Genomic DNA, 24,072 nt, shown 5'->3' on the forward strand with positions numbered 1-24,072 from the left:
CCTAAAAGAAAGAAGAGGAATGGCACATTGAGTTTTGATGTGCCATTCCTCTTCTTTTCATGTATTTTCTAATCATTTCTGCTGACAGCTTTTTGGCTTCATTCTTTTTTGCTTTCTTCCTTCAACGCTGTATCCCAACGTTCGCCAATAGCATTCATTAGCTCCTCCGCAGAGCAATCCAAATTCTTAAAAGGAATGTTCACTTGAGATGGCAACAGCCCTTTGTTTAATCGATTAAATACTCTCTTTATTCCGCTTGACCGGTTGATAATCAATTCAGAATCATATGTAAAAATACCAAGAAATACCTGACCTGAAAAGTTTAAAAAATCAATTGCTTCAATTTCCTCCCATTTGACGAGCCCCGCTCGAATGTAACTGGAATTATCGATGATTCCTTCATTTGTAATCATGACGGCTGGTTCCCTTTTGACAAGTGCTTTAACATAATACAGGAAACAAAGCCCGAATACTAAAATGGTAAGAATCCCTATCACCATGGGTAACATTGGTTCATTAAACGGGACTAATAAAATGATTATGCCCAGCGCAACAAACACGAGCGAAAAAATAGTCAGCATGACCATCCTGCCCCTTTTTGCCATTACAATAAAATGATCACTCATTTACTTACCTCCTATGGTTACGGTTGTTTCATATGCTATCAAATATTAAAAATCACCTTATTTTGTGCTGCATACATTTTCTCATATGAACTAAACGAATGGTACACTTATTGCTATTAGAAATTCCTCTTATTTTCTTCCATAATGTCCACAAACCTTTCCGCAGCTCGATTTAAAGGAACATTTTTTAAATAACATATGCCTATACTTCTTTTAGGTATAGGTTCCGTTAAAACCACTTCATCAAGCAGGCCTTCTCTCAAAAACTGTTCAGAGAATTCTTTTGTGACACAGGCAACACCAAGATTAATCTTAGCAAATTCTAACAGCAGTTCATGGGAGCCTAACTCAAATTCCGGCTGAATTTTAATTCCTTTTGTAAGAAAAAATTCTTCGACATATCTCCGGGAATTGGAATTGTCCAATAAAATAAGCGGAAAATGAACCAATTCTTCTGGTTTTATTGGCTTAGATAATACTTCACGATATTTTTCACCATATACAAAGGTATCCTGAATTTCTAATAAAGGCTTTACTTCTAAGGATTTGTCGTCAATGGGGAGATTACAGATAGCGATGTTCACTTCTCCTGCTTTTAAGGCAGCTATGATTTCCCACGTGGTTCCATTGACTATTTTGAATTTGAGATTTGGATACCGATTATGAAATGTCTCTAAATAGGGAAGCAGAAAAAATCGTGAAATGGTATCGCTGACCCCTATTTTAAACTCCCCAATGATTAAATTTTTAAATTCTAAAAGCTTTTCTTCCCCAGCTTGTATAAATTGAAGTGCTGAACTGACATATTCAAACAATAAATTTCCTTCATCCGTTAGCGTTACACCTTTAGACAGCCGATTAAACAGCCTTGTATCTAATTCCTTTTCTAATTGTGCCATTGATTGGCTTATTGCCGGCTGGGACATATACAGCTCTTTAGCCGCTTTCGAAAAGCTTTTATTTTTACCAACCGTATAAAAAAGATAATATAAATCCAATTTACCTGTCATATAACCCATCCTTATACCCCATATTAGATATATTGACTTTACTTATATCACGAAAAGCCGTATATTACAAGAGGAGACTGTTTAGATTGTTAGTGTATTAGTAAAATACTTTTTAACAAATGAATATTTTATAGAATATAGCAACATTACCAAGAAGGAGCGAATGATTGTGAAAAGAGTTGTAGGAACTATCGCCAGAGGACTGCGTTGCCCCATCATCAATACGGGAGATAACATTGAGGAGATTGTTGCGGATAGCGTATTAAAAGCAGCAGAAGTGGAAGGCTTTACCATTCAGGATAAAGATGTTGTCACCGTTACGGAATCCGTTGTGGCACGTGCACAAGGCAACTACGCTACGATTGACCATATTGCCAACGATGTTCAAACTAAATTTGGAGAGGATACCATCGGTGTGATTTTCCCGATCCTTAGCCGTAACCGATTTTCTACTTGTCTCACCGGAATCGCAAAAGGCGCGAAGAAAATCGTGTTAATGCTGAGCTATCCTTCCGATGAAGTAGGCAACCATTTAGTGGATTTAGATACACTGGATGAAAAAGGGATAAACCCTTGGACAGATGTTCTAACTGAAAAGCAATTTCGGGAGCATTTTGGCTACAATAAACATACCTTCACAGGCGTAGATTATATCGATTATTACAAATCCCTGGTTGAAGAATATGGAATCGAGTGCGAAGTCATCTTTTCAAATGATCCAAAGACAATTTTGGAATACACAAAGAGTGTACTTTGCTGTGATATTCATTCACGGGAAAGAACGAAGCGAATTTTAAAGGCGAACGGCGGGGAAAAAATTTATAGCCTTGATAATATTCTTTCTGAATCCATTGACGGAAGCGGCTTTAACGAAGCTTACGGCTTACTGGGCTCAAATAAAGCAACAGAGGATAGCGTAAAGTTATTCCCTCACAATTGCCAGCCTGTTGTTGACAACATTCAAGAAATCCTGAAAGAAAAGACAGGTAAAACGGTTGAGGTTATGATTTATGGGGATGGCGCATTCAAAGATCCTGTAGGAAAGATATGGGAACTGGCAGACCCGGTTGTTTCCCCTGCTTACACAACTGGATTAGAAGGAACACCAAATGAGATTAAATTAAAGTACCTGGCTGACAACCAGTTCGCTGACTTAAAAGGGGAAGAGCTAAAAGAGGCTATCTCTAAACACATTAATGAGAAACAAGATGATTTAGTCGGAGCAATGGAAGCGCAGGGAACTACTCCCCGGAGACTGACAGACCTTATCGGGTCGCTGTCTGATTTAACTTCAGGCAGTGGGGATAAAGGGACGCCGATTGTTTTTATTCAGGGGTATTTTGATAATTATACGAAATAAGTGTTGGCAGGAAAACTTATAGGACGAGGGAGAGAAGCTCCTTTGTCCTATTTTTTATAGGTTGGCGCGAGTGCTTGAAAGAGAACGTGCATATAAAGGTACGAATTTGTACTGACTTCGGAATGGATTGAAGGAAACTAGTTAATGGAATTGGTGCCGAATAAAGGTATAGGATACTTTTAGAAAGAAATACAAAATGAAAAAAATTATCATACCTTTAGCGTTTTTGCGTTAAAGTAGCGATATAAAGAATCCTTTCTGGTGGTTATTACTAGCATTTTAACATTATCAGAAATGGATTCCTTTTTCATTTATTTAGTGTAGATGAAATCGGCCAAGGGAGCTTAGAGTACTGGGATTTGGGTTAATTCCTAAATTACTATGAATAATTCAGGATGAATGTTTTTTATGATATAGGTCTTGTTAATTCAATCGGTTATTTAGCTTTTTTCGTTGATATGTAGAGAGTATGACTCCCCCCACTATAAATAGAGCCCCGAAAACTTCTATGTTAGTTATTGGTTTGGATAATACGATCAATCCCATGATCATCGCTACAAAAGGTTCTAAATTGGATAATATGGAAGCCTTTGAAGCATCAACATGACTAATGTTTTTATTCCATATCAAATTAGCTAGACCGTGTATAACAACGGCCGTTACAATCAGTAAAGACCAATCTGACATCTTAGAGCTTATTTGTATAGGTGTATCTAGAAATAATGCAAAAGGAATCGACACAATCAACCCAACAATAGTTGAATGTAAGGTAAGAGTAAAAGGGTCTATCCTATCTGAAAGATGCCTCGTCATAATAATCATAATGGCGAATGTTATCATCGTTAAAACAATCCATAATAGACCACTATCGATATGTACGGAAGATAAATCCCCTTTTGTTACCACAAAATAAATACCGACGATTGCCACAATAGACCCCATCAACATCCGAATTGTTAATTTTTCTTTTAAAAAAATCGCAGCTAATACGCCAGTTAGAATAGGGGTAGTTGCCAAAATTAATGCAGATGTTGTTGGATCAGCTGTTTGTAATCCAACAAAAAAAGACCATTGGTTTATAAAAACACCAATCAATCCTAGAAAGAAAACCGAGAGTAAATCTGATTTCTTAACTCGCTTAAAATATCCATTATATGAGGATAACCCAATTAAAAATAATACAATAAATAAAAGCCTAAGCATGGTTAACAGGGTTGGGGAAAAACTTTGGACTAACACTTTTCCAAATACAAAGTTACTTCCCCACACCATTACACAAAATGTTAGCCAAGTATATGTTTTTAACACACTATCATCCTTCCTACAACAAAATGCTAACTGTTCTATTTTACACATAACAGGATTTTTCGTATACATTTTTGTTTGGATGTATTACTCACCAAAATGTAGGTTGGACCATATTTAAAGGATTACTAGTTGTTTCATTCCACATATGAGAAAACCTCATTTACTTATGGTACGGTTCACCGTAACGATCTAAAGGCAATGATTATACCAAAAGGACATTCTCATTTTAACAGTTTTGAGATTGTCCTTTTACTCCCTATGTTAGATTACTTAAACATTGTAATAAAATACTTCTTGTTTATTAGGAAATTCTGATTCTAACTTTTTCTTTTGTTCATATAGTTTTATTCTTATTTCATCCTTTTCTCTTAGTATTGGACTAAAGTGAAGCTCTATATCATCATTAAATTTCCCAAATACTTTTCCAATCTGTTTAAGTTCAAAACATTCCTCGTAAATATTATTTGACTTATCTTCATATTTTAAAAATACATATAATCTTGGAGAGTTAATTGTCCCATCATACGCTATAACATTAAAATTAAGAAAATAGAAGGGTATCGTACATTCTAATTTATTTGTGGTGTGCAGAGCATGTGTCTCTCTATAAGAAACAATATTCGGCCTAGCTTTTTCTTTACCAAACTCGTTATTTAAAAATAAATAATATTTGTCCCAACCCTCATCCTGCAAATAAATGAATGTTGTTGCACTTATATTGTAGCAAGTATTCTTTGATAAATTTTTGATATAGTAAATATGATCAGGTTTTATTAAACTATTAACTTTTGATTTATTATTTTCTTTATCAGTGTATTTTATAGGTGGAATATCAAAAATTAATTCTGGTTTGATACTTAGTTTAAATTGTTCACTTTGAAGTTGTTGTGATTGTTTGGTGATTAAATTTGCTTCCTTTGCATTTGATACTGATTTCCACGTAATTACTAACAGTATTATTGAAGATAGAAAAGTTAATAACTCTCCAAGAGAGATAGGCTCAAATTTAATAAAATAATTTAATAACTCTAAAATAGGTTCAATTGTAATATAATTATTCATATACTCTCCCATCATGCCTACCTCCTATTGTTAGGATGGAGTATTCAGGATTTTCTTTATGCTTAATTAGAATACCTCAATTTTCAAAGTCTTCATCAATAAAACTAAACTCCTCTTGTTCTTTTTCTATAAATAGCGGCTCTTAACCATTTGAAAACCATCGTAATACTGCTCCAACTTTCACTACATCATATAAGTTTTTGGACGGTACTATCCCGATGAGAAGTTGTACTATTATCATCGAAAATATATCCAATTCCATAGAGAACTCTCTCTTTAACTTATTTTTGTTGTGAAAATTAGCAATTGAAATATAAATTTGCTAATACTTTGAAATACTATTATGATTTCAGACAACTTTTACAACTCCCCCATTTGGGTAAGCTCAATTGACTCTATCTCTAAGGTAGGTGTGCAAAATATAAATTCTTCTATGCATGCATTCTATATTCAGTTTTATGGAATGTTGGGCTAACTGGTTTAAAGTGTATTTTGTTCAACTTATGCCATTTCGTGAAAGTGTCATTCTACTAAATAATCTCGTTTATTTATCACTACTCAATTTTTCACTAAATCAATTCTATTTCTAAAGTTTCATCTATCAAACCTAGCTCTTCTTGTTCTTTGTTAGTAAAAAGCTACTTTCTTCCATAAACTTTTGTAAAATCTACTCAACTTTTCTTAACAAGACTACGGTTTCCATTATATTCAGCCTTAAAGCTAATGTTATATGAAATAACATGTTTACATCTAATTCTGCATCCCTTTTTATTTCTTTTTTTCTAATATACAACATGAAATAGTTAGCATACTTTTCGGGATACCTATTTATTAACTGTCCAAACCCTTTAAAAGAGGGAAATGTTAGTTAGATAGAAAACTATTTAATTCGAAGAGTAATTTATTGACCTCAACAGATCAGCTCTTCCAAAAAGAATTCATTTCACAAGTAATCAAGAACTCACACATATCTATACGAAATACAGTTTTACTATATTACATATCATTAATTAAAATTCTTAAATCACTAATGTAATGCCGATCCCTCATAGTTGTGGCAATTCCAAGTAACTCCCACCATAGTCCATTTTCACTACAAAAGGTTGGATTATTTTCAACATTAACAGCATTTCTCCAACCACCATTTGGAATCAATACTTCTTCAAATCTAACATTTGGAGTATAAACTATATCGTCACCATTCAACATATAATTTTGTGTAGAGTTATTAGTTTCGACGTTACAAGGATATATGGAGGTAGCTAATATATCATTCAAAATATCCTCATATAATTCCGATAAACCTAATAGTGCTGACATATCAAGCAATAATGTAGCTAAATATGACTCTCTCCTTGACGTTAAATCCATAAAATCATACGAATACCCCAATAACGTTTGAACTTCTTCATCCTCTGTTGCATATGGACTCGCCATACCAAATTCTGATATCTCATATCTATTACACAACCATATAGCATTTTTCTTTATTATTAATTCACACATCTCTAATCTGTTAAATTTTGCAAAGAGTATTAATGGCGGCAACAAAGAAATTGCGTATTTATCAGAAAGAGGTGAAAAGAAGCCGGTATTTTTCCTTATCAAAATCTCTAAAATATTCACAATTTCTTCAGCTTCATTTTTGTTGTCTTCATCAAATTTTAAGAGACCAATCAACCCAATTATTTCCATTATTTGAGAGCATATAACTGGGTAAGTAATAAAAGTGTGAGCTCCTTTAACTTGATTATAAAAAACTGATTCATTATCTTCAAAGTTTTCTTTAAGTGAAAAAAGAAGGTGGTTAGAATAATAGTCAAATTGTTTCCTAACTAATTGCAAGCAAGGTTTTGCCCACATAGGAACATTACCTAAGCTATGTAGAGAGTGTACAATTGCTCTCGTAGGAAAAAGACTTACATAGCATGCTAATGTTAATCTTCCCTTATTTTCTAACTCAGTAGCAAAGATAGATGCTTCCAGAATAACTCCTAAAAAAGATTTTTTATTGTTTTCTTTACATCTCTCCATCCAATTTCTCGAATACCTCTCTAAATCCTTAAATGTAACATTATCTGTTTGTATTTTTGCAATTATCGATAATAATTCAGGTTGTTCCTTAATAAGACCAATTGAATTTACTTCCCCAGACAATATCATCTCTATTAAGTTATCAATATCCCAAACGTTAAATCCGATTTTCCCTTCATTCTTACAATACTCTTTGTATTTTTGTGTTGATATCCCTGCCCCTCCAACAAGCCTTCCTGTTAAAACCAAGACTACTTTTCTATCTAACGTATCATCAAAAGAAGGATGGGATAGTGGGTTGATTCTTGCTTCATCAATTTGCCACCTAATTTGGCCCCAATCTGGTAAACCAATATTTCCCCCTTTAGATTGGAAGAAATACTGCACAACCTTATCGCCCTCTCTTTTTTTGGCTATAAAATCTTTTCCGAATTCAAAAGATCCATGAGTAAAATGGATATCATAGAAACCGTTTTTTAATAGTATGCACAAAAGCGGAATATCAAATTGTCTTTCAGTTAATGTTTCAATATAGTCTACGAGTACGTTTCTTAGCAAAAAAATCATCTCTTTTCTTTGAAATAATTTCTTCCATCCTTTTTTCCTGATCATTAGTCGGTATATTTTTAAGGATTGTTTCCTTCATTTTTGGATTCACCAGAAGTGTTGGCATAATAGGTGTTCCATCATCTTCAAATGAAATTTCTATTTTTTCGATCATCTCTAAAAGAAAGTCGAAAGAGAAACCTTTTCCTTTTGCATCGACTACTTGCCCAGTTTTTTCTGTTACTTCACTCAAATAATTAATTAATTGAGGAATAAGTGACTCTAATCCTGAGTCAGATGCTTTATCAATTTCAACAATTAATGCTTCTACATCAGTATTTAGAATTGCTTCCACTGGTAAACTGAAGCTCATTTCAATTTTTGTTGGTGCTTTGTCTAAGAAATCATTTTCACTTGTTTCTGTTCTCATTGAAATTGGCCCATCATGTTTATTCTTTTTAATGCCTTCAAATATCTCATTTTTCAAATCTATAAAATTATTTACAGTTTCTTGGAAGTAGGTCATAAAAGCAGTCTCATATTCAGGAAAATTTATAATAGATGGAGTATTATCTTTCAATTTTTTTTTGCCCATCAAAACCACCACCTTAATCTATTATTCTAAAATTATTGTTATTCAAGATTGCATGAATCCAGATCTTGAAACAGATCGATACAACGTTGCCTTACTAATTTTTGTTATTGCACAAATTTTATTGACCACTTTTTTTCCTGCTACTTGTTTTTTCCTTAAAAATATAATTACAATCATTTTTTTCTAATTGCTTTAATCGTGAAGATAAATTTTGATTTATACTCGAAACTCTCGCTTGTCCGTCCCATCTTTATCTGTAAAACCAAAGAAGAAAAAGTTTTACCGTTATTTATTGTAAGGTGCTCCGTGATATTCCTAAATGAGGTTTTCACCAATCTTTTTCCCAAAAAACCTCATTTACTTATGATACGGTTCCCCCCTCATAATCCGAAAACTCCGATAAACCTGCTCCAACAACACCAGCCGCATTAACTGATGAGGAAACGTCATCTTAGAAAACGACAGCGCCAAATCACTCCGCTTCCGCACATCCGCACTAATCCCAAGCGAACCGCCAATCACAAACACGACCTTGCTCTTCCCATAAGTCGCCAGCTCATCCAGCTTTTTCGCCAGCTGCTCTGAACTCAGCATCTTTCCTTCAATCTCCAGCGTAATCACAAACGCATCTGGATGAACCTGTGCAAGAATACGCTCGCCTTCCTTACGCTTCACTTCTTCCATTTCTGCTTCACTCATCGTCTCCGGCGCTTTTTCATCCGCTACTTCGACAATATTCACTTTGGCATACGCACCTAAGCGTTTTTTATATTCATCAATGCCTTGCTTTAAGTATTTTTCATTTAATTTTCCGACTGTAACAAGGGTTATGTTCATTAAAATCTTCCTTTATTATTTCATTTTTTCGATTCTGTACATATTCTTCCTTTATTTTACCATGTTTCTCTACCTGAGGTTACTTCTCACTTTAAAAATATTCTAATATCTATATACAAAAACCGAGATTCTCTGTATATGTCATACAGAAACCTCGGTTTTTTCCATACATCCTTATTAGGCTTCTTCGCTCTCTTCCTAATCAATCAACCCGCACATCTTTAACCCATCAGCAATTCCATCATCATCCGCCGACTTCGTAATATGCGTCGCTGCTTCCTTAATTTCCTCCACAGAGTTCTCCATCGCCACCGATGTTTTCACAAACCCAAACATCTCCAGATCGTTTAATCCATCGCCGAAAGCATATGTATTCTCTTTAGAAAGTCCGGTGACTTCTAAGAATTTCTTAATACCTGTTGCTTTGGAGACGTCTTTTGGGAAGACATCACAGTTATAGGGAGAGTTGCGGACAAAATGGAGCTCTGGGAATTTTTCCTGATATTCCTCTTCGCCTTCTTCCAGGTATATTTCTACCTGATAGACCGGCTTGTTCATATAAATATCATCATCCACTTCCGGAATCTCTCTGTCACATTCCAGACAGTCCTTTTTTAATAGCTCACATTGATTATTCGTTGTGAAAATTTGCTCGGCAGTGTGGAATGAAAGAGTGACCCCTCTTTGTGTTGCATAGTCTCCCAATTTTTTTAATTGGACCGGGTTGATTCGATTCCGGTAAACGACTTCTCCTTCATGTACAATAAATTGTCCATTCATCAACACAGCAGATCCGATTCCTGTTTCTGCTCGTAATTTCTTTGTTTCAAATGGGGGCCTGCCTGTTGCAAGCACAGGTATTCCATCATTTTCAATTAGTTTCTCAATTGCCTCAATACTGCTTTTTGCTACTTTATTATCACTTGTCAATAATGTTCCGTCTAAATCAAAAAATACAACGGGTCTTTTCATCATGTTTTATCCCCCTCACATATCCTGCTGGAGTTAATGTATCCCTATTCTAAAAGATATTGGGATGAAAAGCTAGGCTTTAAGCCTTTTTCCGAATTATTTTCATTTCCATTTTTTCCTATTCCTCCTGGTTTCATGTTTCCCGTATTGTGGAATAGACAAAGTAGGCATAAAAAGAGGAACATGAAGCTGTTTATCAGCTGTCTGATGGATAGAGATAAAATAGGAATGCTAAAACTACTCACGAAAAGGAGACATGCCACATGTTTGATGATCGTGCAGGAAAAGTACTTGTGGATTTACTGGAGAACTGGGGTGTAAACCATATCTATGGAATGCCTGGGGACTCCATCAACAATTTAATGGAAGAACTGCGAAAAGCAGAGGATAAAATAAAATTTGTGCAGGTTCGTCATGAAGAGGCCGGCGCATTAGCTGCTGCTTCTTACGCAAAATTAACTGGAAAGCTTGGCGTTTGTTTATCCATTGCAGGGCCAGGCGCGATACATTTACTAAATGGATTGTATGATGCGAAGGAGGATAGCGCTCCTGTTCTTGTTCTTGCCGGGCAGGTTCCAACAGATCAGATTGGGACAGACAGCTTTCAAGAGATCAACATGGAACGCATTTTTGATGATGTTGCGGTTTATAATAAAGAGGTTACCTCAGAGGAACAGCTCCCATCCATGGTCAATCAGGCTATTCGCACAGCGTATGCGGAAAAAGGGGTTGCTGTGTTAACCTTGCCGGACGACATTCCAACTGAAAAAATTAAAAATAAGGTGCAAAAAAATGCAGTGATGTACGAGTCACCAGCACTTACTCCAGATGTAACTGCGATGCAGGAGGCTGCAGTTGCAATAGAAAAAGCGAAAAAACCCATTATTTTAGCGGGAACAGGTGTGAAAAAAGCGAAGGAAGAGCTGGCGGCATTTTCAGATACCATTGCTGCTCCTGTCGTTATTTCCTTGCCTGCTAAAGGAGTGATGGCAGATGAGCATCCAAATTTCCTTGGCAACCTTGGCATGATCGGCACTAAACCGGCTTATGAAGCGATGGAGGAGACAGATCTGTTAATCCTGCTTGGAACCTCTTACCCTTATACCGAATTTCTGCCAGAGGATGTTACCTGCATCCAAATCGATAGGAATCCTTTACAAATCGGCAAAAGGTATCCCGTGGATATTGGCGTTGCCGGGGATGCGAAAAAGGTGCTCACGTGGTTCAATGAACAGCTGCCTCGCTCGGAGAAACGTGATTTCTTAGAAAAATATCAGGAGAAAATGACCAGCTGGTGGGAGGAAATGAAGAACGATGAAGAGCAAACCTCTACACCGATTAAGCCGCAGCAGGTCATTCATGAAGTGCAGAAAATCGCAGAGGATGATGCTATCCTGTCAGTCGATGTAGGTAATGTGACCGTATGGGCAACACGGCATTTCCGGATGAAAACAACACAGGATTTCCTGATTTCCAGCTGGCTTGGCACGATGGGATGCAGTCTTCCTGGAGCGATTGCAAGTAAAATAACTTTCCCTGAGCGGCAGGTAATCAGCCTTGCCGGCGATGGCGGTTTTTCCATGAACATGCAGGATTTTTTAACTGCTGTGAAATATAACCTGCCAATGATTGTTGTTATCTTTAATAATGAACGCATCGGCATGATTAAGTACGAGCAGGAGGCTGGCGGACACCTGGATTATAAGACTGGCTTAGAAAGCTTTAACTTTGCTCAATTTGCGGATAACTGCGGCGGTAAAGGGTATCGGGTGGAGAAATTTGAAGACCTTGGACCTTCTCTGCAGGCGGCAGCGTCATTTAACCAGCCGGCGATTGTCGATGTCTGTATTGAGGATGAGCCGCCAATCCCTGGCAAGCTTTCTTATGATCAAGTGACCAGCTACACGAAGCAGACCATTAAAAAATTATTTGAAAAAGGAAAGCTGGAGCTTCCGCCAATTCGCAAGGGGTTAAAGCGGATGTAAGCAGACGTTTAGAAGGAGTGTTTCTTTTCGAAGCACTCCTTCTTTTTTATGGATTTCCCTTAAACTTTCGATGAGTTCTTCATTTTATCAATCTACTATCCTATGATAAACGTTCTTTTTCTAAAGCATCCCCTAAAAATCGAGCTAATTCCAACATCCCATATTTATCAGCTTTTTCTTCCGCTTCCGAATTGTAGTTTGTATTCGTATTTACATCATACGTGTAAATCTCACCATCAATATCACGAATAAATTCAATACCAGCAACATCAATCCCGCTATTTTTCAAGAAATTCTCATAACGTGCAATTTGCTCCGTGTCCATTCCTTCTTCCATAATCTCAAACATCGGCGGAGTCTCTTCTTCCTCTCCTACTGGACAAAATGCATCGCCAATCCGGCATGCATCTGCAGGGCACAACTCAAAGCCTTCTGAAGTATCTACCTTCACTAAATAAATCAATTTTCCACCGACAAATTCTGCTCGTGTAATAAAAGGTTCAGGTGATTGAATATATTGCTGGATCAATGTGATACCATCAACAGGTTCTTCAAATTCCGGGCTATGTACATACGCTTCAAGAGCATCGATGGAATGGAAAAGCTGTACTCCCAGCCCTTTGCCTGCCCTGTTATGCTTTGTAATGAAAGAAGATTCACCCATTTTTTTGGCAGCTTCTATTATCTGGTCGCGACCAACGGCTCCAATTGTCTTTGGTGTTTTTATTCCGTTTTTTTCAAGTGCGGTATATTGATTAATTTTGCTAATTTCCAGCTGAAGCGCCTGTGAACCATTAAAGACCGTTCGATTATGCATCTCTAACCAGGATAGAATGCCTCCAGCTAACTCGGGTGCAAAGCGGTGATCTCGTGTGTGTGAGGAAGCACTCATCCGATTATAAAATACCCCTTCAGGCGGTTCTGCTGTTAAATCAACCATCCCCTTATCTAAATGCCAGGTTTCATAAGGCAAATTCAATTCTTCCAGACGATTGGTTAAGTGTACTGTCCAATCATCGTTTTCATGTAAAATATATATTTTCGACAATGATAACACTCCTTCGTTAAAATAATTTTATTTCATATCCATACACTATTTTTAGTCGCCGCATGACTTCTACCATTCTTTATAAAAAAATTCTAAACACCGCTGATTTTAACAAAAAAAGGAGGGAAGAATCCAACATTCTCCTCTCCCTTTATGTAAAAGGAAACCATCAATCGTCTCCTTCTTCCCACTGAACACGTTCCATAAATTCCGTAGAAGCCTTATACCCCTGCTGCTGCAGGTACCAATTATTCGCAGCCGCTTCTACTAATCCAGCTACGTCCCGTCCTGGCTGGAGCTGAATCTCAATTCTTGGAACCTGAACGCCCATATACTCTTCATAATCGGTTTTCGGCTCCAGATCATTATTGAGTGCATCCTTCTCCCACTTTGTCAGCTCAATATCCAAGGAAATACGTGATTCATCCTGGAACGCCTTTCTGCCATACATCCGGACAACATTTAAAAGTCCGACACTGCGGAGAGCAAGGAATTCACGATTGATATCGTTATGTGTACCAAGAATCGTCTTATGGCTCACCTTTTTCAAAATAACAATGTCATCCGAAACAAGCCGATGTCCGCGTCCAATCAAGGTATGTGCCAGCTCACTTTTCCCTACGCCAGACTCTCCGCGAATTAAAACGCCAATTCCGGAGACATTCAGGCAGACCCCATGGACTGCAATTTCTGTTGCGAGCTTGCGGGTTAAATAATTATCCACCTTGGCGATAAAGTCAACAGCCGTATCCGCTGTACGCAGAAGCGGGATATTTTCTTCCTGACAGAATTTTGTTAAGTACGTAAGTCCCTCTTGATTAGATGTAACAATAAAGCATGGAGGATGATAACTTACCACATGGTCTATCCGTTCCTTACGTTCTTCAATATTCTGCTGTTTCAAAAAGTTAATTTCTTTTTTTCCTAAAATCTGCACACGTTCCATTGGGAAAAAGTCAAAGTAACCAATGAATTCTAAGCCGGGCCGATGCGTCCGGGCTTTTTTGATCGTCCGATCTAACTCATCGCCTCCAGCCAGTACTTCCAATTTAAATTCCTGCACTAATTGCTTCACACTGATAGATTTCAAAGCACCACGCTCCTCTCCGTCCTGTCCTTTTCCCTACATTATAACGAATTATGCCGCAAAGAGACAGAATCATGTATGAGAAATCGCTATTTCACTAATTTGTCACATTAACCTGTAACTATTTGAAAAAGGAACTGGAGAAATGTGAAAAACATAGCGCCTTTTCATTATTTCTATTTAATAATTTGAACCCTTTTAATATATCGGCCGTCTATTTCTAATATGTGGAATGTTAAATTTTCCTTTTCCAAGGTATCTCCCTCTACAGGGAAGGTAGTAAAGTTTCTCAAAATATATGCTGCGAGTACATCATCTTCCTCTGGAATGTCCGTATCAAAGGTATTATTCAGCTGATGCAGTGTGATTTTCCCATCACAAATAATTTCGGTTTCTGTCTGCTTTTCGATTAAAGCGTCCTCTTCTATATCCGTTTCGTCTTCTATTTCTTGTCCAATCATTACTTCGATAATATCTTCTTGGGTGACGATTCCTTCTGTGCCGCCATACTCGTCCAAGACAATGGCCATATGCTTCTTTTCTTCCAGCATTTTATGGAATACCCATTCGATATTATTAAATTCATACACACGAAGCGGATCCATATCACTATAATCTGCAAGTGTTTTTTCTTTTTCATCGCTCCATGCTATTAAATATTTAGAATGAAAAATGCCAATAATATCATCGACATCCTCCCCATAAATAGGATATCTCGTAAATGGACTGGACAGCGCCAGCTCTTTGACCTCCTGGTAACTGGCTTCATGCTCTAAGCCGACTATCTCGACACGCGGTGTTTTCAGAACATCCTTTACATTCAAATGATAAAAATCAAATACACCGCGGATTCGTGAGGACTCTTCCTTTTGAAAAGCTCCTTCTGAATCAGCAATATCTACAATTGCCCGCAGCTCTTCTTTGGAAACAGACTCTGCCTGAAATTCTCCTTTTGAAAGTGCTTTGGTAATCATTCCTGTCAATCCATTTAATAAAAAGGTGATTGGTTTAAGGAGAAATACAACGGCACGAATCATTGGGAATACTAAAGCAGCAATACGGTCCGGAAAGCTGGCTGCAACGGATTTTGGTATCACTTCAGAAAAGACAATAATCGTGACTGTCAGTATAGCTGATGCAATACCTACATTTAAACCATAGTCTATTGCCATCATGGTAACCAGCGTGGGCAGCAAGATATTTGCCACATTATTTCCGATTAAGATAGCTGTTATAAATTCACTCGGCGCAGAAACAAGCTGAAGCAGTTTTTCTGATTTTTTATCTCCATCATTGGCCTTCGCTTGCAACTTTACCTTATTGGTTGCTGTCAAGGCTGTTTCGCTTCCTGAGAAGAAAAAAGAAACAAATAGTAAAAAAATGATCGCAATGATCACGGGTAAATTCCTCCTAAAATGACATTTTCGTTTGATATGCTCCATTACTATATAGAGCAGAAAAGATAGCTCTCCTTCATTTGAAAACTATCTTCTCCAAACAATATACACGTTAAAATATTTTTAAAACATTTATTTACAATAAGTTCTGGATAAATACACGGATAACATCTGCTCCGCCAATAAGCGTTCCTAAAGAGCTTCCGATATTAGCAAACACAATCACAAGCAAGATACGTGTTACTTTATTATTCCAAAAACCTTTTACAGAATGCACATCATCTGCAAGTGAATCAAAATCGCCCACATTTGGGCGCTTAATATAAGCCTGAGCAAACCCTGCAAACCAGCCGGCCGCAAGTAATGGATTCAGCGAAGTGAATGGCGCTGCGATAAACGCAGTCAGGGCAGCTAATGGGTGTGCGAAGGCAACAAGGGCGCCAATAGCTGAGAGAGAACCGTTCCAGAGCACCCAGCTTATCGTTTGCTGCCAACCGGCTGCTGGATTTGTCATAAATGTGTAGGCAATGATGCCAATAATGAAAATAGGTATCGCCCATCCAATGACTTTCGGCCATTTTGATTTAGGAGGACGTGTGTTTAGTTGTTCCAGATCCTGCTCTTTTTCAATTTCTTTGGTTATGCCGGGCACATGTGCTGCCCCAAGTATGGCAACAACTTTATCACCGGGAGCATCTTTAATCTTTTGGGATAAATATTGATCCCGTTCATCAATCAATGGTTTCTTCAAGTCTGGAAAATAGGCGGTAAACTCTTGAAGCATTGCATTAATCGTATCCTGCTGCTTCATTTTTTCTAATTCTTCTTCGGAAATTTCCTCTCTGCTGAAGATACTTCCAAATACTTGCATGAGCAGCATTGATTTCCCTTTTAAACCCATATTCCCCCAAATTCGGGCAAAGGTAATTTGAATATCCCGATCGGCTAAAACAAGCTCGGCTCCTGTTTCTTCCGCAGATTCAATTCCTTGTATCATCTCTTCTCCCGGACGAATGCCAAACTGCTTAGCCATCCGCTTTTGAAAGGAAGAAACTGCCAGGTTCATTAATAGCATGACTGCTTTTTTATCACGGATAACTTGAAAAATATCAGTGTTTTTCCATTTATTATTATCCTTCACCGATTGAAAACGCTGTGCATCCAGTTCAATACACACTGCATCAGGCTGTTCCCTTTCAATGACTTCCTTGACCTGTTCGGCACTATTTTTAGAAACATGGGCTGTTCCGATTAGTATATATTCTTTTCCATTCAAATGGAGTCTTGTGATGTTCTCCTCACTCATGTACCATCCTTCTTCCTTCCATTATGTTATTCAACACGGAATTCCTTTTTTTAAACTTGTATATCCTATTGTAATACATTTTCACCAATTAATTAAACATCTACGCACAAATAACGTATGATATAGGAAGATGATAATAAAGGAAGTATGAATATGGGGGTTAACCTATGTTTCACTATAAAATAGATGACCGTCTGACCTTGCGTCAGCTGCAGATGAATGATGCAAATGCGCTGTTCAGGACGGTAGAAAGCTCCAGAGAAGAGCTGCGTGAATGGCTTCCCTGGATTGAAACGACACAAAAACCGGCCGATTGTTTAGCCTTTATTGATTTATGCCTGCAAGGAGCCCGACACAGACAGTCGCTGAATATCGGGATCTTTGATCGGGATAGGCTGATTGGCTGTGTCAATTATAATTTTATTGACTGGCAAAATGGCAGCACATCGATTGGCTACTGGTTAGATCCGGCTTATCAAGGGAAGGGCGTCATGACCACAGCAGTTCAAGTGATGATTGATTATGCCTTTTACACATTGCGGTTAAACCGGGTTGAAATCCGTGCTGCAACCCATAATAAAAAAAGCAGAGCCATTCCAGAACGGCTCCGTTTTCAAAAAGAAGGTATTATCAGGCAGGGAGAATGGCTATATGATCATTATGAAGATTTAGTTGTATACGGACTGTTAGCACGAGAATGGACGCATTAACGAAGAATCACAGCTCATTGTGCTAGTTCTTTGTTTCCCTCATTTTTATTTCGACAATTTCTTTTGTATCGGTTTTAAAATAAATATCAATAATAACGCCAAATTCCTTTTCTTTTCCCACTAACCATAGCTTAAAGGTTTCGACTGTATTCTCAGCTTCTGTTTGTCTGCCTACATGTAAATAATCTACAATTTTTTCTTGAGGGTACTTGGCTTTCACTTCTTTCATGGCAATCTGACCCCATTCGGCATATTCCGGTTCCTCTGCATTCACCCATGTTCCAATTAATAATGGAATGATAATAATGCCGGCGAAGATAAGGGCGCGATATATTCGATTCATCATGCCACCTCCTAATTAGCCTTAGCTTGTGTTATTTTTTTGTTTTTATGCTAATCAGAAGACAGATGTATTTATTTCCCGGGAAATGAGAACAGTTCGCTAAAAAACAGGCTGCGCTTGGCACAGCCTGTTCTGCTATTTCATTTGAACACCGTGCAGATGAGCAAAGATACCTTTTTTCTGCAGGAGTTCTTCGTGCGTTCCTTCCTCTTCAATTCCATTTTTCGTTACCACCATAATACGGTCTGCTTCTTTAATCGTAGCAAGACGATGGGCGATAACAATCGTCGTGCGGTTGGCCGCCAGCTCGTTCAGTGCTTTCTGAATAATCATTTCTGTCTCTGTATCCAGCGCCGAGGTTGCTTCGTCCAAAATAAGGATTGGCGGATTTTTTAAGAACATCCGCGCTATTGCAATCCGCTGCTTTTGTCCTCCTGACAGCTTTAAGCCTCTTTCTCCAACCTGTGTCTCGTAGCCATCTGGAAGCTCCTTAATAAAATCCTCCATATGTGCACGTTTTGCAGCAAGCTCGATTTCTTCATCAGTTGCTTCCAGGTTTCCATACGCAATATTTTCCCGCAGGGTTCCTGTAAACAGGAATACATCCTGCTGTACAACACCGATTTTACTGCGAAGAGATTCCTTCGTCATGTCACGAATATCCATTCCATCAATCGTGATCGCTCCATCTGTCACATCATAAAATCTTGGAATCAATGCAGAAATCGTTGTTTTTCCTGCTCCAGACGGTCCGACAAAAGCAACCGTCTCTCCACGATGAATATCAAAGCTGATATCGTTCAGCACCGATTTTTTCGTTTTATCATAGCTGAAACCGACATGATCAAAACGGATATCTCCTTTTAATTCGCTGACTGCTGCGGCATCTGGTTTGTCCTCGACATCCGGATTGATTGCCATCATATCTGAGAAACGTTTAAAGCCGGCCATTCCTTTGGGATATAGCTCTAAAAGTGCTGTAATTTTATTGATTGGTGTCGTTAATACATTCACGAATAAGATAAAGCTGACTAATTCCCCATAGCTGAGGCGATCTGTATAAGTAAACCAGGCCCCTACAACAAGTACAAGCAGTGTCATTAAACGCATCAGCAGAAAAATATTTGAATGGACGATACCCATTACTTTATATGCTCCAACCTTTACAAGGCGAAACTTTTCATTATTCTCCTGAAAACGCTGCTTCTCGAATTCTTCATTTGTAAAGGATTGTACGACACGCACGCCAGAAACAGCATCCTCTATTCTCGCATTGACTCCTGCAATATTTGCATACATTTTTCTCCACGCCTTATTCATACGAATATTTCCAAATGTAATAAGGAATATCAGGATAGGTACGGTAATAAGAACAATCAGTGCTAAAACTGGATTAATGGTGAACATAATAAAGAAAGCACCTAAAAAGGTCATGATCGAAATAAAGAAATCCTCTGGACCGTGGTGGGCAAGCTCTCCCAGATCAAATAAATCATTGGTAATACGGCTCATGATATGGCCTGTTTTCGTATTATCAAAGAAATGAAAGGATTGTCTCTGAACCTGATAAAACAAATCACGGCGCATATCTGTTTCGATATTGATTCCCAATTTATGTCCTAAATAGGACACAACATATTGCAAATACGTACTGATAATATACACAATCAACAGTAAAATCGATATAACAACAATGGCATTCCAGTCTTGGCCAGGTAATAATTGATCGATAAACCACTGAACCGCTACCGGAAAGGCTAATTCCATCAGCGCCACAATCACTGCAGCTGAAAAATCTATAATAAATAACCGCTTATGCGGTTTATAGTATGAAAAAAATTGACGCAGCATACATATCCTCCTCTTCTTCTTTTTTTTAAAAGCTAAAGCGCATATGAATGAATTATATAGTTAATCGCTTATGAAAACAATATGCTTTTCTCCAGATTCTTGGGAAAGTTTGTCCTTTCCCCTGCATACCATTTAAAAAAGGAGGATGTTTCACATGAAACCAATGAAGCTTATTTGCTATGTAGTGGGATTTGTATTTCTAGTTTCCGGGCTGATGAAATTTGTGGACCTTTCGATGGTCAGCAGTTTTGAACAAATGGGCGTGCCTTTATCCAATTTTGTTTATTTCTTTGTAGCTCTGTTTGAAGTGATGGCGGGGATGTTATTAATCGGCAGAATATTTATCCACATAAGTCTTATTCCACTAATTTTTATTATGCTTGGCGCGCTTTTTTTCACCAAACTTCCTATTCTGACAGGGGACGGGATATTCGCATTTCTTTTTGCTTCACGATTAGATTTGACTTTACTTATACTGCTCATCTTTCTTTGGACACAGCGAAATGAAAAAGAGGCCTTCACGTAACTTTCCCACACCCAAATTGTGGACAACATCTGTGTAATTCAAAAATCCTGTTTATAGCTTATGGACAAACTCCATTTATCCACAATTATATCCACATATGCACAAATGTTCGCAGTTATATAGTATAGGAACATATTTTCCACACCAAATATAGAATCTCTTTCTTTTTTTATCCACCGTTTGTGCATAATTCTATATTTCTGTGGATAAAAGCTAGAAAAGAATGGATGCCCTTTCATCCATTCTTTTCTAGCTTTTATTGAATTTCTAATTCCAACTCTGTCTGCATTAACTCGCCATCCCTGTAATAATCAATGGCTACGACTTCTCCAACCTCTTTCTCTTCATAAAGGATTTTCCGCAGGTCAATCGTGTTATGCACAGGCACACCATCCAATGCAACAATGACATCATATTGTTCAATACCTGCTTCATCAGCTGGGGATAAGTTTTCTACGCTCCATACATACACACCGCCCTCGACTTCCACCGGCAGCTGCAATGTGTTTCTCCATTCATATTGAGGCAGCTCCTCAATCGAATAAATTTCTACACCTAAGAATGGACGGACGACTTCTCCATTCTCCTCTAATTCTTGAATCACAGGAATGGCACTGTCGATTGGAATGGCAAAACCAATTCCTTCTACCGCTTCCTCGTTGATTTTCATGGAATTAATACCGATTAATTGCCCGTATAAATTTATCAATGCTCCGCCGCTATTCCCAGGATTAATAGCTGCGTCGGTCTGGATAACCTCCGCCTGCCAATCCGGCTGCCCGTCAAAGTTAAAATCCATTGGAATCGTGCGCTCCATCCCGCTGATAACGCCCTGCGTAACAGTGCTTGATAAGTATGCGCCTAACGGATTACCAATAGCAATGGCCGGTTCGCCTACCTTCAAACTCTCGGAGGTTCCGATTTCCATTGGCGTATCTTCATTCTCATTATCCATTTTAAGTACTGCTAAATCTGTAAACAAATCACTTCCGATGATTTCTGCCTCCATATGTGTCTCATCATGCAAAATCACTTCCACGCTGTCCGCATCTTCAATTACATGGTGGTTCGTCACAATATAAGTTTCCCCGTCTTCTACCTTATAAATGACACCTGATCCTGTTCCGGCCTCAATACCATCCGCATCGGCTCCCCACGAGACATTCTGCTGAATATTGGTTATACCGACTACAGCGGGCGTTACTTGTTCAATAATCTCTGTTAGCTGAGTAGAAACATCTACCTGCATCGGCTGGTCTTCCAAGACCCCATTACTGTCAGCGTTCTCATTATTTTCTTCTTCACCAGCAGGGCTGATTTGCGCTGTATTCTCATTATGAAGAAAATCAGGATTTATAAGCAACACGATAATTCCGCCAATAATAATACCTAGCAGTAAGGGGATAAGCCATTTTCCTTTATTCTTTTTATCTGGTCCTGGCTGCGGCTGATTCGGCTGGTCATTATATTCCATATATCCTTCTCCTTATCGATTCATCTACCTACGTATTCCCTAAATACATTTATTACTAACACAAAATTGCTATTTATTAATCTTAACAACAGACTTGGATCGGAACTCCTAATTATAAGAATTTTTTAAGAGCATCTCCAGAATTCAAAACAGAGGTCTGCAAGAGGGAATTAATTTCAGTTTATGCACAAATGAAATTTTTATCCCATTACAGACCTCTGTATCTTTTATCATTACTTTATTTTCTTTATACACGCTCGGTTACAGCGCCGACATCATATAATGGCGTTGGCGCTTCCGGATCGGTGTCATGCAGCTCTACATCGATTCCGCGCTCGGTCAGAACCTGATTGACAGACATACGCGCCAGGTCTTTCATATTATTATCCAGACTCAGGTGAGCCAGGTAAATCCGCTTCGTACGGTTAGAAATAACATCGGTTAAAGCAAGACCGGAATCTTCATTGGAAATATGTCCGGAATCACCTAAGATGCGGCGTTTTACGTTCCATGGATAACGTCCCATCCGCAGCATCTCTACATCATGATTTGCTTCAAATATATAAGCATCTGCATCCTCAATCGTTTTTTTAATACGTTCGGATACGTAACCTAAATCCGTCACAAGCGCTACTTTCTGTCCGTTATTGCGGAAGGTGTAAAACATTGGCTCTGCCGCATCATGAGACACACCGAATGATTCGACCTCGATATCCCCGAAGCTTCGGACGGATCCCATATCAAACTGAAATTTTTGGTCAATTGTTAGTTTTCCCAGAGAATGATTCATTGCCTGCCATGTTTTTTCATTTGCATAGATAGGCAGCTGATACTTTCGAGCAAAAATCCCCAAGCCCTTAATGTGGTCACTATGCTCATGTGTTACCAGAATCCCGTCAAGACGTGACGGATCGACATCAATTCCCTTAAACAGCCCATCCATCTTTTTTCCGCTTAATCCAGCGTCTACTAATAAACGCTGTTGTTCTGTTTCGATATAAAAGGCGTTGCCTGTACTGCCTGAGGCAAGCACACTAAAACGTAAACTCATTCTGACTCACTCCTGTAAGGCTCAATCTTATCCTCTATGATGGAAATCAGGTCATCTGCTATTTCCTCATCATCCTCTGACATTGAATAAAGTTTTTGTAAATAATTTTCCTCAAGCTTGGAGGAAAGGTAGTCCGTATAATTTCCCGGATACGTAAAGGACTCTGCAGCATTGACAAAATAATCATTTTCTTCATCTTCTTCAGCTACTGTGATTTTGTAAGTGGGAGCAAACACCTGGGTTCCTTCACCTTCATCTTCAATTCTGGAATAATACCCATACGTGACCTCTGTCACGTCTTCTTCGGCATTTAAAAAGCGATTATGAAGAAGCGTACCAATGGCAATCTTAGGAGTATTCAAACTGGTGCTGCCCTGTGTACTTGCGTCACCGACCATCGTTTGCGTATAATGCGTAATCTCTCTGTCATCATTCACATAGAAAATGAGCATCGCATGCTGATTTAAATAAATTGGATGTCCTTCTTTATTTTGATAGAAGACGATAATATTTAAATCATGATTCCATGTGCCAAAACTGAATTCAGAAGCATTTAAAACATATGGGCTGACCAAATCAGACAGCTCGCCCCGCTCCAAATCTTCCGGAATCTCCAATGGTGAAGAAAATTCCACGGTCAATAATTTATTATCCAAACTCCTTACTGCATCGATATCATCATCTATATCATTTAATTCTCTGATTTCTGATCGGGTAAATTCCTTTTGTGAGGATGAAATATAGCTCAATTCAGGAACTTCAAAATCAGTGTCTGCAGAAACAGTTATATTTTCTTGATCCAGCTCCTCATCCAGATTCAAATCATTAACCTCCAGCTCCGGAATATCCATATCCTGCTGTTTGCCAATAAATTGAAATAACAAATAAACATTTAAGATAAGGAAACTGAGAATAAACAGCGTTTTAATATGTGACCATTGCAT

21 protein-coding genes are annotated in these 24,072 nt (G+C 38.1%); 4 read left to right on the plus strand and 17 right to left on the minus strand.

Annotated features, from left to right (window positions below; all coding sequences use genetic code 11):
• Positions 1–98 precede the first annotated feature (98 nt).
• Both MKY65_RS22795 and MKY65_RS22800 read right to left on the minus strand, forming a co-directional pair.
• Positions 99–626, minus strand: coding sequence for an STM3941 family protein (locus MKY65_RS22795; protein ID WP_339181086.1), 528 nt, complete (start codon positions 624–626; stop codon positions 99–101).
• Positions 627–742: 116 nt separating this feature from the next.
• Complete coding sequence (locus MKY65_RS22800; protein ID WP_339181089.1) at positions 743–1,636, minus strand: LysR family transcriptional regulator; 894 nt, start codon at positions 1,634–1,636, stop codon at positions 743–745.
• Positions 1,637–1,805: 169 nt separating this feature from the next.
• Here MKY65_RS22800 and MKY65_RS22805 point away from each other — a divergent pair, with 169 nt between their 5' ends.
• Positions 1,806–2,996 (plus strand): coenzyme F420-0:L-glutamate ligase, encoded by a 1,191-nt coding sequence (locus MKY65_RS22805; RefSeq protein ID WP_339181092.1) that lies wholly within the window; start codon positions 1,806–1,808, stop codon positions 2,994–2,996.
• Between the two features lie 423 nt (positions 2,997–3,419).
• On the opposite strand, the gene MKY65_RS22810 is transcribed toward MKY65_RS22805, so the two are convergent.
• From MKY65_RS22810 to MKY65_RS22835, 6 genes are all read right to left on the minus strand, one after another.
• Positions 3,420–4,304 (minus strand): DMT family transporter, encoded by an 885-nt coding sequence (locus MKY65_RS22810; protein ID WP_339181095.1) that lies wholly within the window; start codon positions 4,302–4,304, stop codon positions 3,420–3,422.
• Positions 4,305–4,574: 270 nt separating this feature from the next.
• Positions 4,575–5,381, minus strand: a complete 807-nt coding sequence (locus MKY65_RS22815; protein ID WP_339181098.1) for a hypothetical protein — start codon at positions 5,379–5,381, stop codon at positions 4,575–4,577.
• 981 nt (positions 5,382–6,362) lie between these two features.
• The gene (locus tag MKY65_RS22820) at positions 6,363–7,958 is read right to left on the minus strand and encodes a hypothetical protein (RefSeq protein WP_339181100.1); all 1,596 of its coding nucleotides are present in this window, start codon (positions 7,956–7,958) and stop codon (positions 6,363–6,365) included.
• Positions 7,927–8,541, minus strand: coding sequence for a hypothetical protein (locus tag MKY65_RS22825; protein ID WP_339181102.1), 615 nt, complete (start codon positions 8,539–8,541; stop codon positions 7,927–7,929). The genes MKY65_RS22820 and MKY65_RS22825 overlap by 32 nt, the downstream gene beginning before the upstream one ends.
• 357 nt (positions 8,542–8,898) lie before the next feature.
• Positions 8,899–9,378 (minus strand): 23S rRNA (pseudouridine(1915)-N(3))-methyltransferase RlmH, encoded by a 480-nt coding sequence (rlmH, locus tag MKY65_RS22830; protein WP_339181105.1) that lies wholly within the window; start codon positions 9,376–9,378, stop codon positions 8,899–8,901.
• 198 nt (positions 9,379–9,576) lie between these two features.
• Positions 9,577–10,353, minus strand: a complete 777-nt coding sequence (locus MKY65_RS22835) for a Cof-type HAD-IIB family hydrolase (RefSeq protein WP_339181106.1) — start codon at positions 10,351–10,353, stop codon at positions 9,577–9,579.
• A 260-nt stretch (positions 10,354–10,613) separates the two neighbouring features.
• Between MKY65_RS22835 and MKY65_RS22840 the strand changes: the two genes are divergently transcribed.
• A complete protein-coding gene (locus tag MKY65_RS22840) occupies positions 10,614–12,335 on the plus strand; it encodes a pyruvate oxidase (RefSeq protein ID WP_339181107.1) in 1,722 nt (573 codons plus the stop codon).
• A 100-nt stretch (positions 12,336–12,435) separates the two neighbouring features.
• Here the strand turns inward: MKY65_RS22840 and MKY65_RS22845 are convergent, their stop codons facing one another.
• From MKY65_RS22845 to MKY65_RS22860, 4 genes are all read right to left on the minus strand, one after another.
• The gene (locus tag MKY65_RS22845; protein WP_339181108.1) at positions 12,436–13,383 is read right to left on the minus strand and encodes an alpha-L-glutamate ligase; all 948 of its coding nucleotides are present in this window, start codon (positions 13,381–13,383) and stop codon (positions 12,436–12,438) included.
• Between the two features lie 169 nt (positions 13,384–13,552).
• A complete protein-coding gene (hprK, locus tag MKY65_RS22850; RefSeq protein WP_042528756.1) occupies positions 13,553–14,473 on the minus strand; it encodes an HPr(Ser) kinase/phosphatase in 921 nt (306 codons plus the stop codon).
• A gap of 173 nt (positions 14,474–14,646) precedes the next feature.
• The gene (locus tag MKY65_RS22855) at positions 14,647–15,867 is read right to left on the minus strand and encodes a CNNM domain-containing protein (protein ID WP_339181111.1); all 1,221 of its coding nucleotides are present in this window, start codon (positions 15,865–15,867) and stop codon (positions 14,647–14,649) included.
• 136 nt (positions 15,868–16,003) lie between these two features.
• Positions 16,004–17,173: a TraB/GumN family protein gene (locus MKY65_RS22860; protein WP_339181114.1), complete on the minus strand. Its 1,170-nt coding sequence runs from the start codon at positions 17,171–17,173 to the stop codon at positions 16,004–16,006.
• 167 nt (positions 17,174–17,340) lie between these two features.
• Here MKY65_RS22860 and MKY65_RS22865 point away from each other — a divergent pair, with 167 nt between their 5' ends.
• The gene (locus MKY65_RS22865) at positions 17,341–17,883 is read left to right on the plus strand and encodes a GNAT family protein (protein WP_339181117.1); all 543 of its coding nucleotides are present in this window, start codon (positions 17,341–17,343) and stop codon (positions 17,881–17,883) included.
• Positions 17,884–17,905: 22 nt separating this feature from the next.
• Here the strand turns inward: MKY65_RS22865 and MKY65_RS22870 are convergent, their stop codons facing one another.
• Both MKY65_RS22870 and MKY65_RS22875 read right to left on the minus strand, forming a co-directional pair.
• Positions 17,906–18,229, minus strand: a complete 324-nt coding sequence (locus tag MKY65_RS22870; protein WP_339181119.1) for a DUF3889 domain-containing protein — start codon at positions 18,227–18,229, stop codon at positions 17,906–17,908.
• 132 nt (positions 18,230–18,361) lie between these two features.
• Positions 18,362–20,077 carry an ABC transporter ATP-binding protein gene (locus MKY65_RS22875; RefSeq protein WP_339181121.1) on the minus strand — a complete coding sequence of 572 codons (1,716 nt, stop codon included), beginning with the start codon at positions 20,075–20,077 and terminating at the stop codon, positions 18,362–18,364.
• Positions 20,078–20,231: 154 nt separating this feature from the next.
• On the opposite strand from MKY65_RS22875, the gene MKY65_RS22880 reads away from it, so the two are divergent.
• The gene (locus MKY65_RS22880; RefSeq protein WP_339181124.1) at positions 20,232–20,603 is read left to right on the plus strand and encodes a DoxX family protein; all 372 of its coding nucleotides are present in this window, start codon (positions 20,232–20,234) and stop codon (positions 20,601–20,603) included.
• A gap of 256 nt (positions 20,604–20,859) precedes the next feature.
• Here the strand turns inward: MKY65_RS22880 and MKY65_RS22885 are convergent, their stop codons facing one another.
• From MKY65_RS22885 to MKY65_RS22895, 3 genes are all read right to left on the minus strand, one after another.
• Positions 20,860–22,077, minus strand: a complete 1,218-nt coding sequence (locus MKY65_RS22885; RefSeq protein WP_339181126.1) for a trypsin-like peptidase domain-containing protein — start codon at positions 22,075–22,077, stop codon at positions 20,860–20,862.
• A 247-nt stretch (positions 22,078–22,324) separates the two neighbouring features.
• Entirely contained in the window at positions 22,325–23,128 is an 804-nt protein-coding gene (locus MKY65_RS22890; RefSeq protein WP_339181128.1) for an MBL fold metallo-hydrolase, read from the minus strand.
• A complete protein-coding gene (locus tag MKY65_RS22895) occupies positions 23,125–24,072 on the minus strand; it encodes a two-component system regulatory protein YycI (RefSeq protein WP_339181131.1) in 948 nt (315 codons plus the stop codon). The genes MKY65_RS22890 and MKY65_RS22895 overlap by 4 nt, the downstream gene beginning before the upstream one ends.

Origin of the sequence: Oceanobacillus sp. FSL W7-1293, assembly GCF_037969815.1 — a bacterium.
Taxonomy (GTDB): Bacteria; Bacillota; Bacilli; order Bacillales; family Amphibacillaceae; genus Oceanobacillus; species Oceanobacillus oncorhynchi.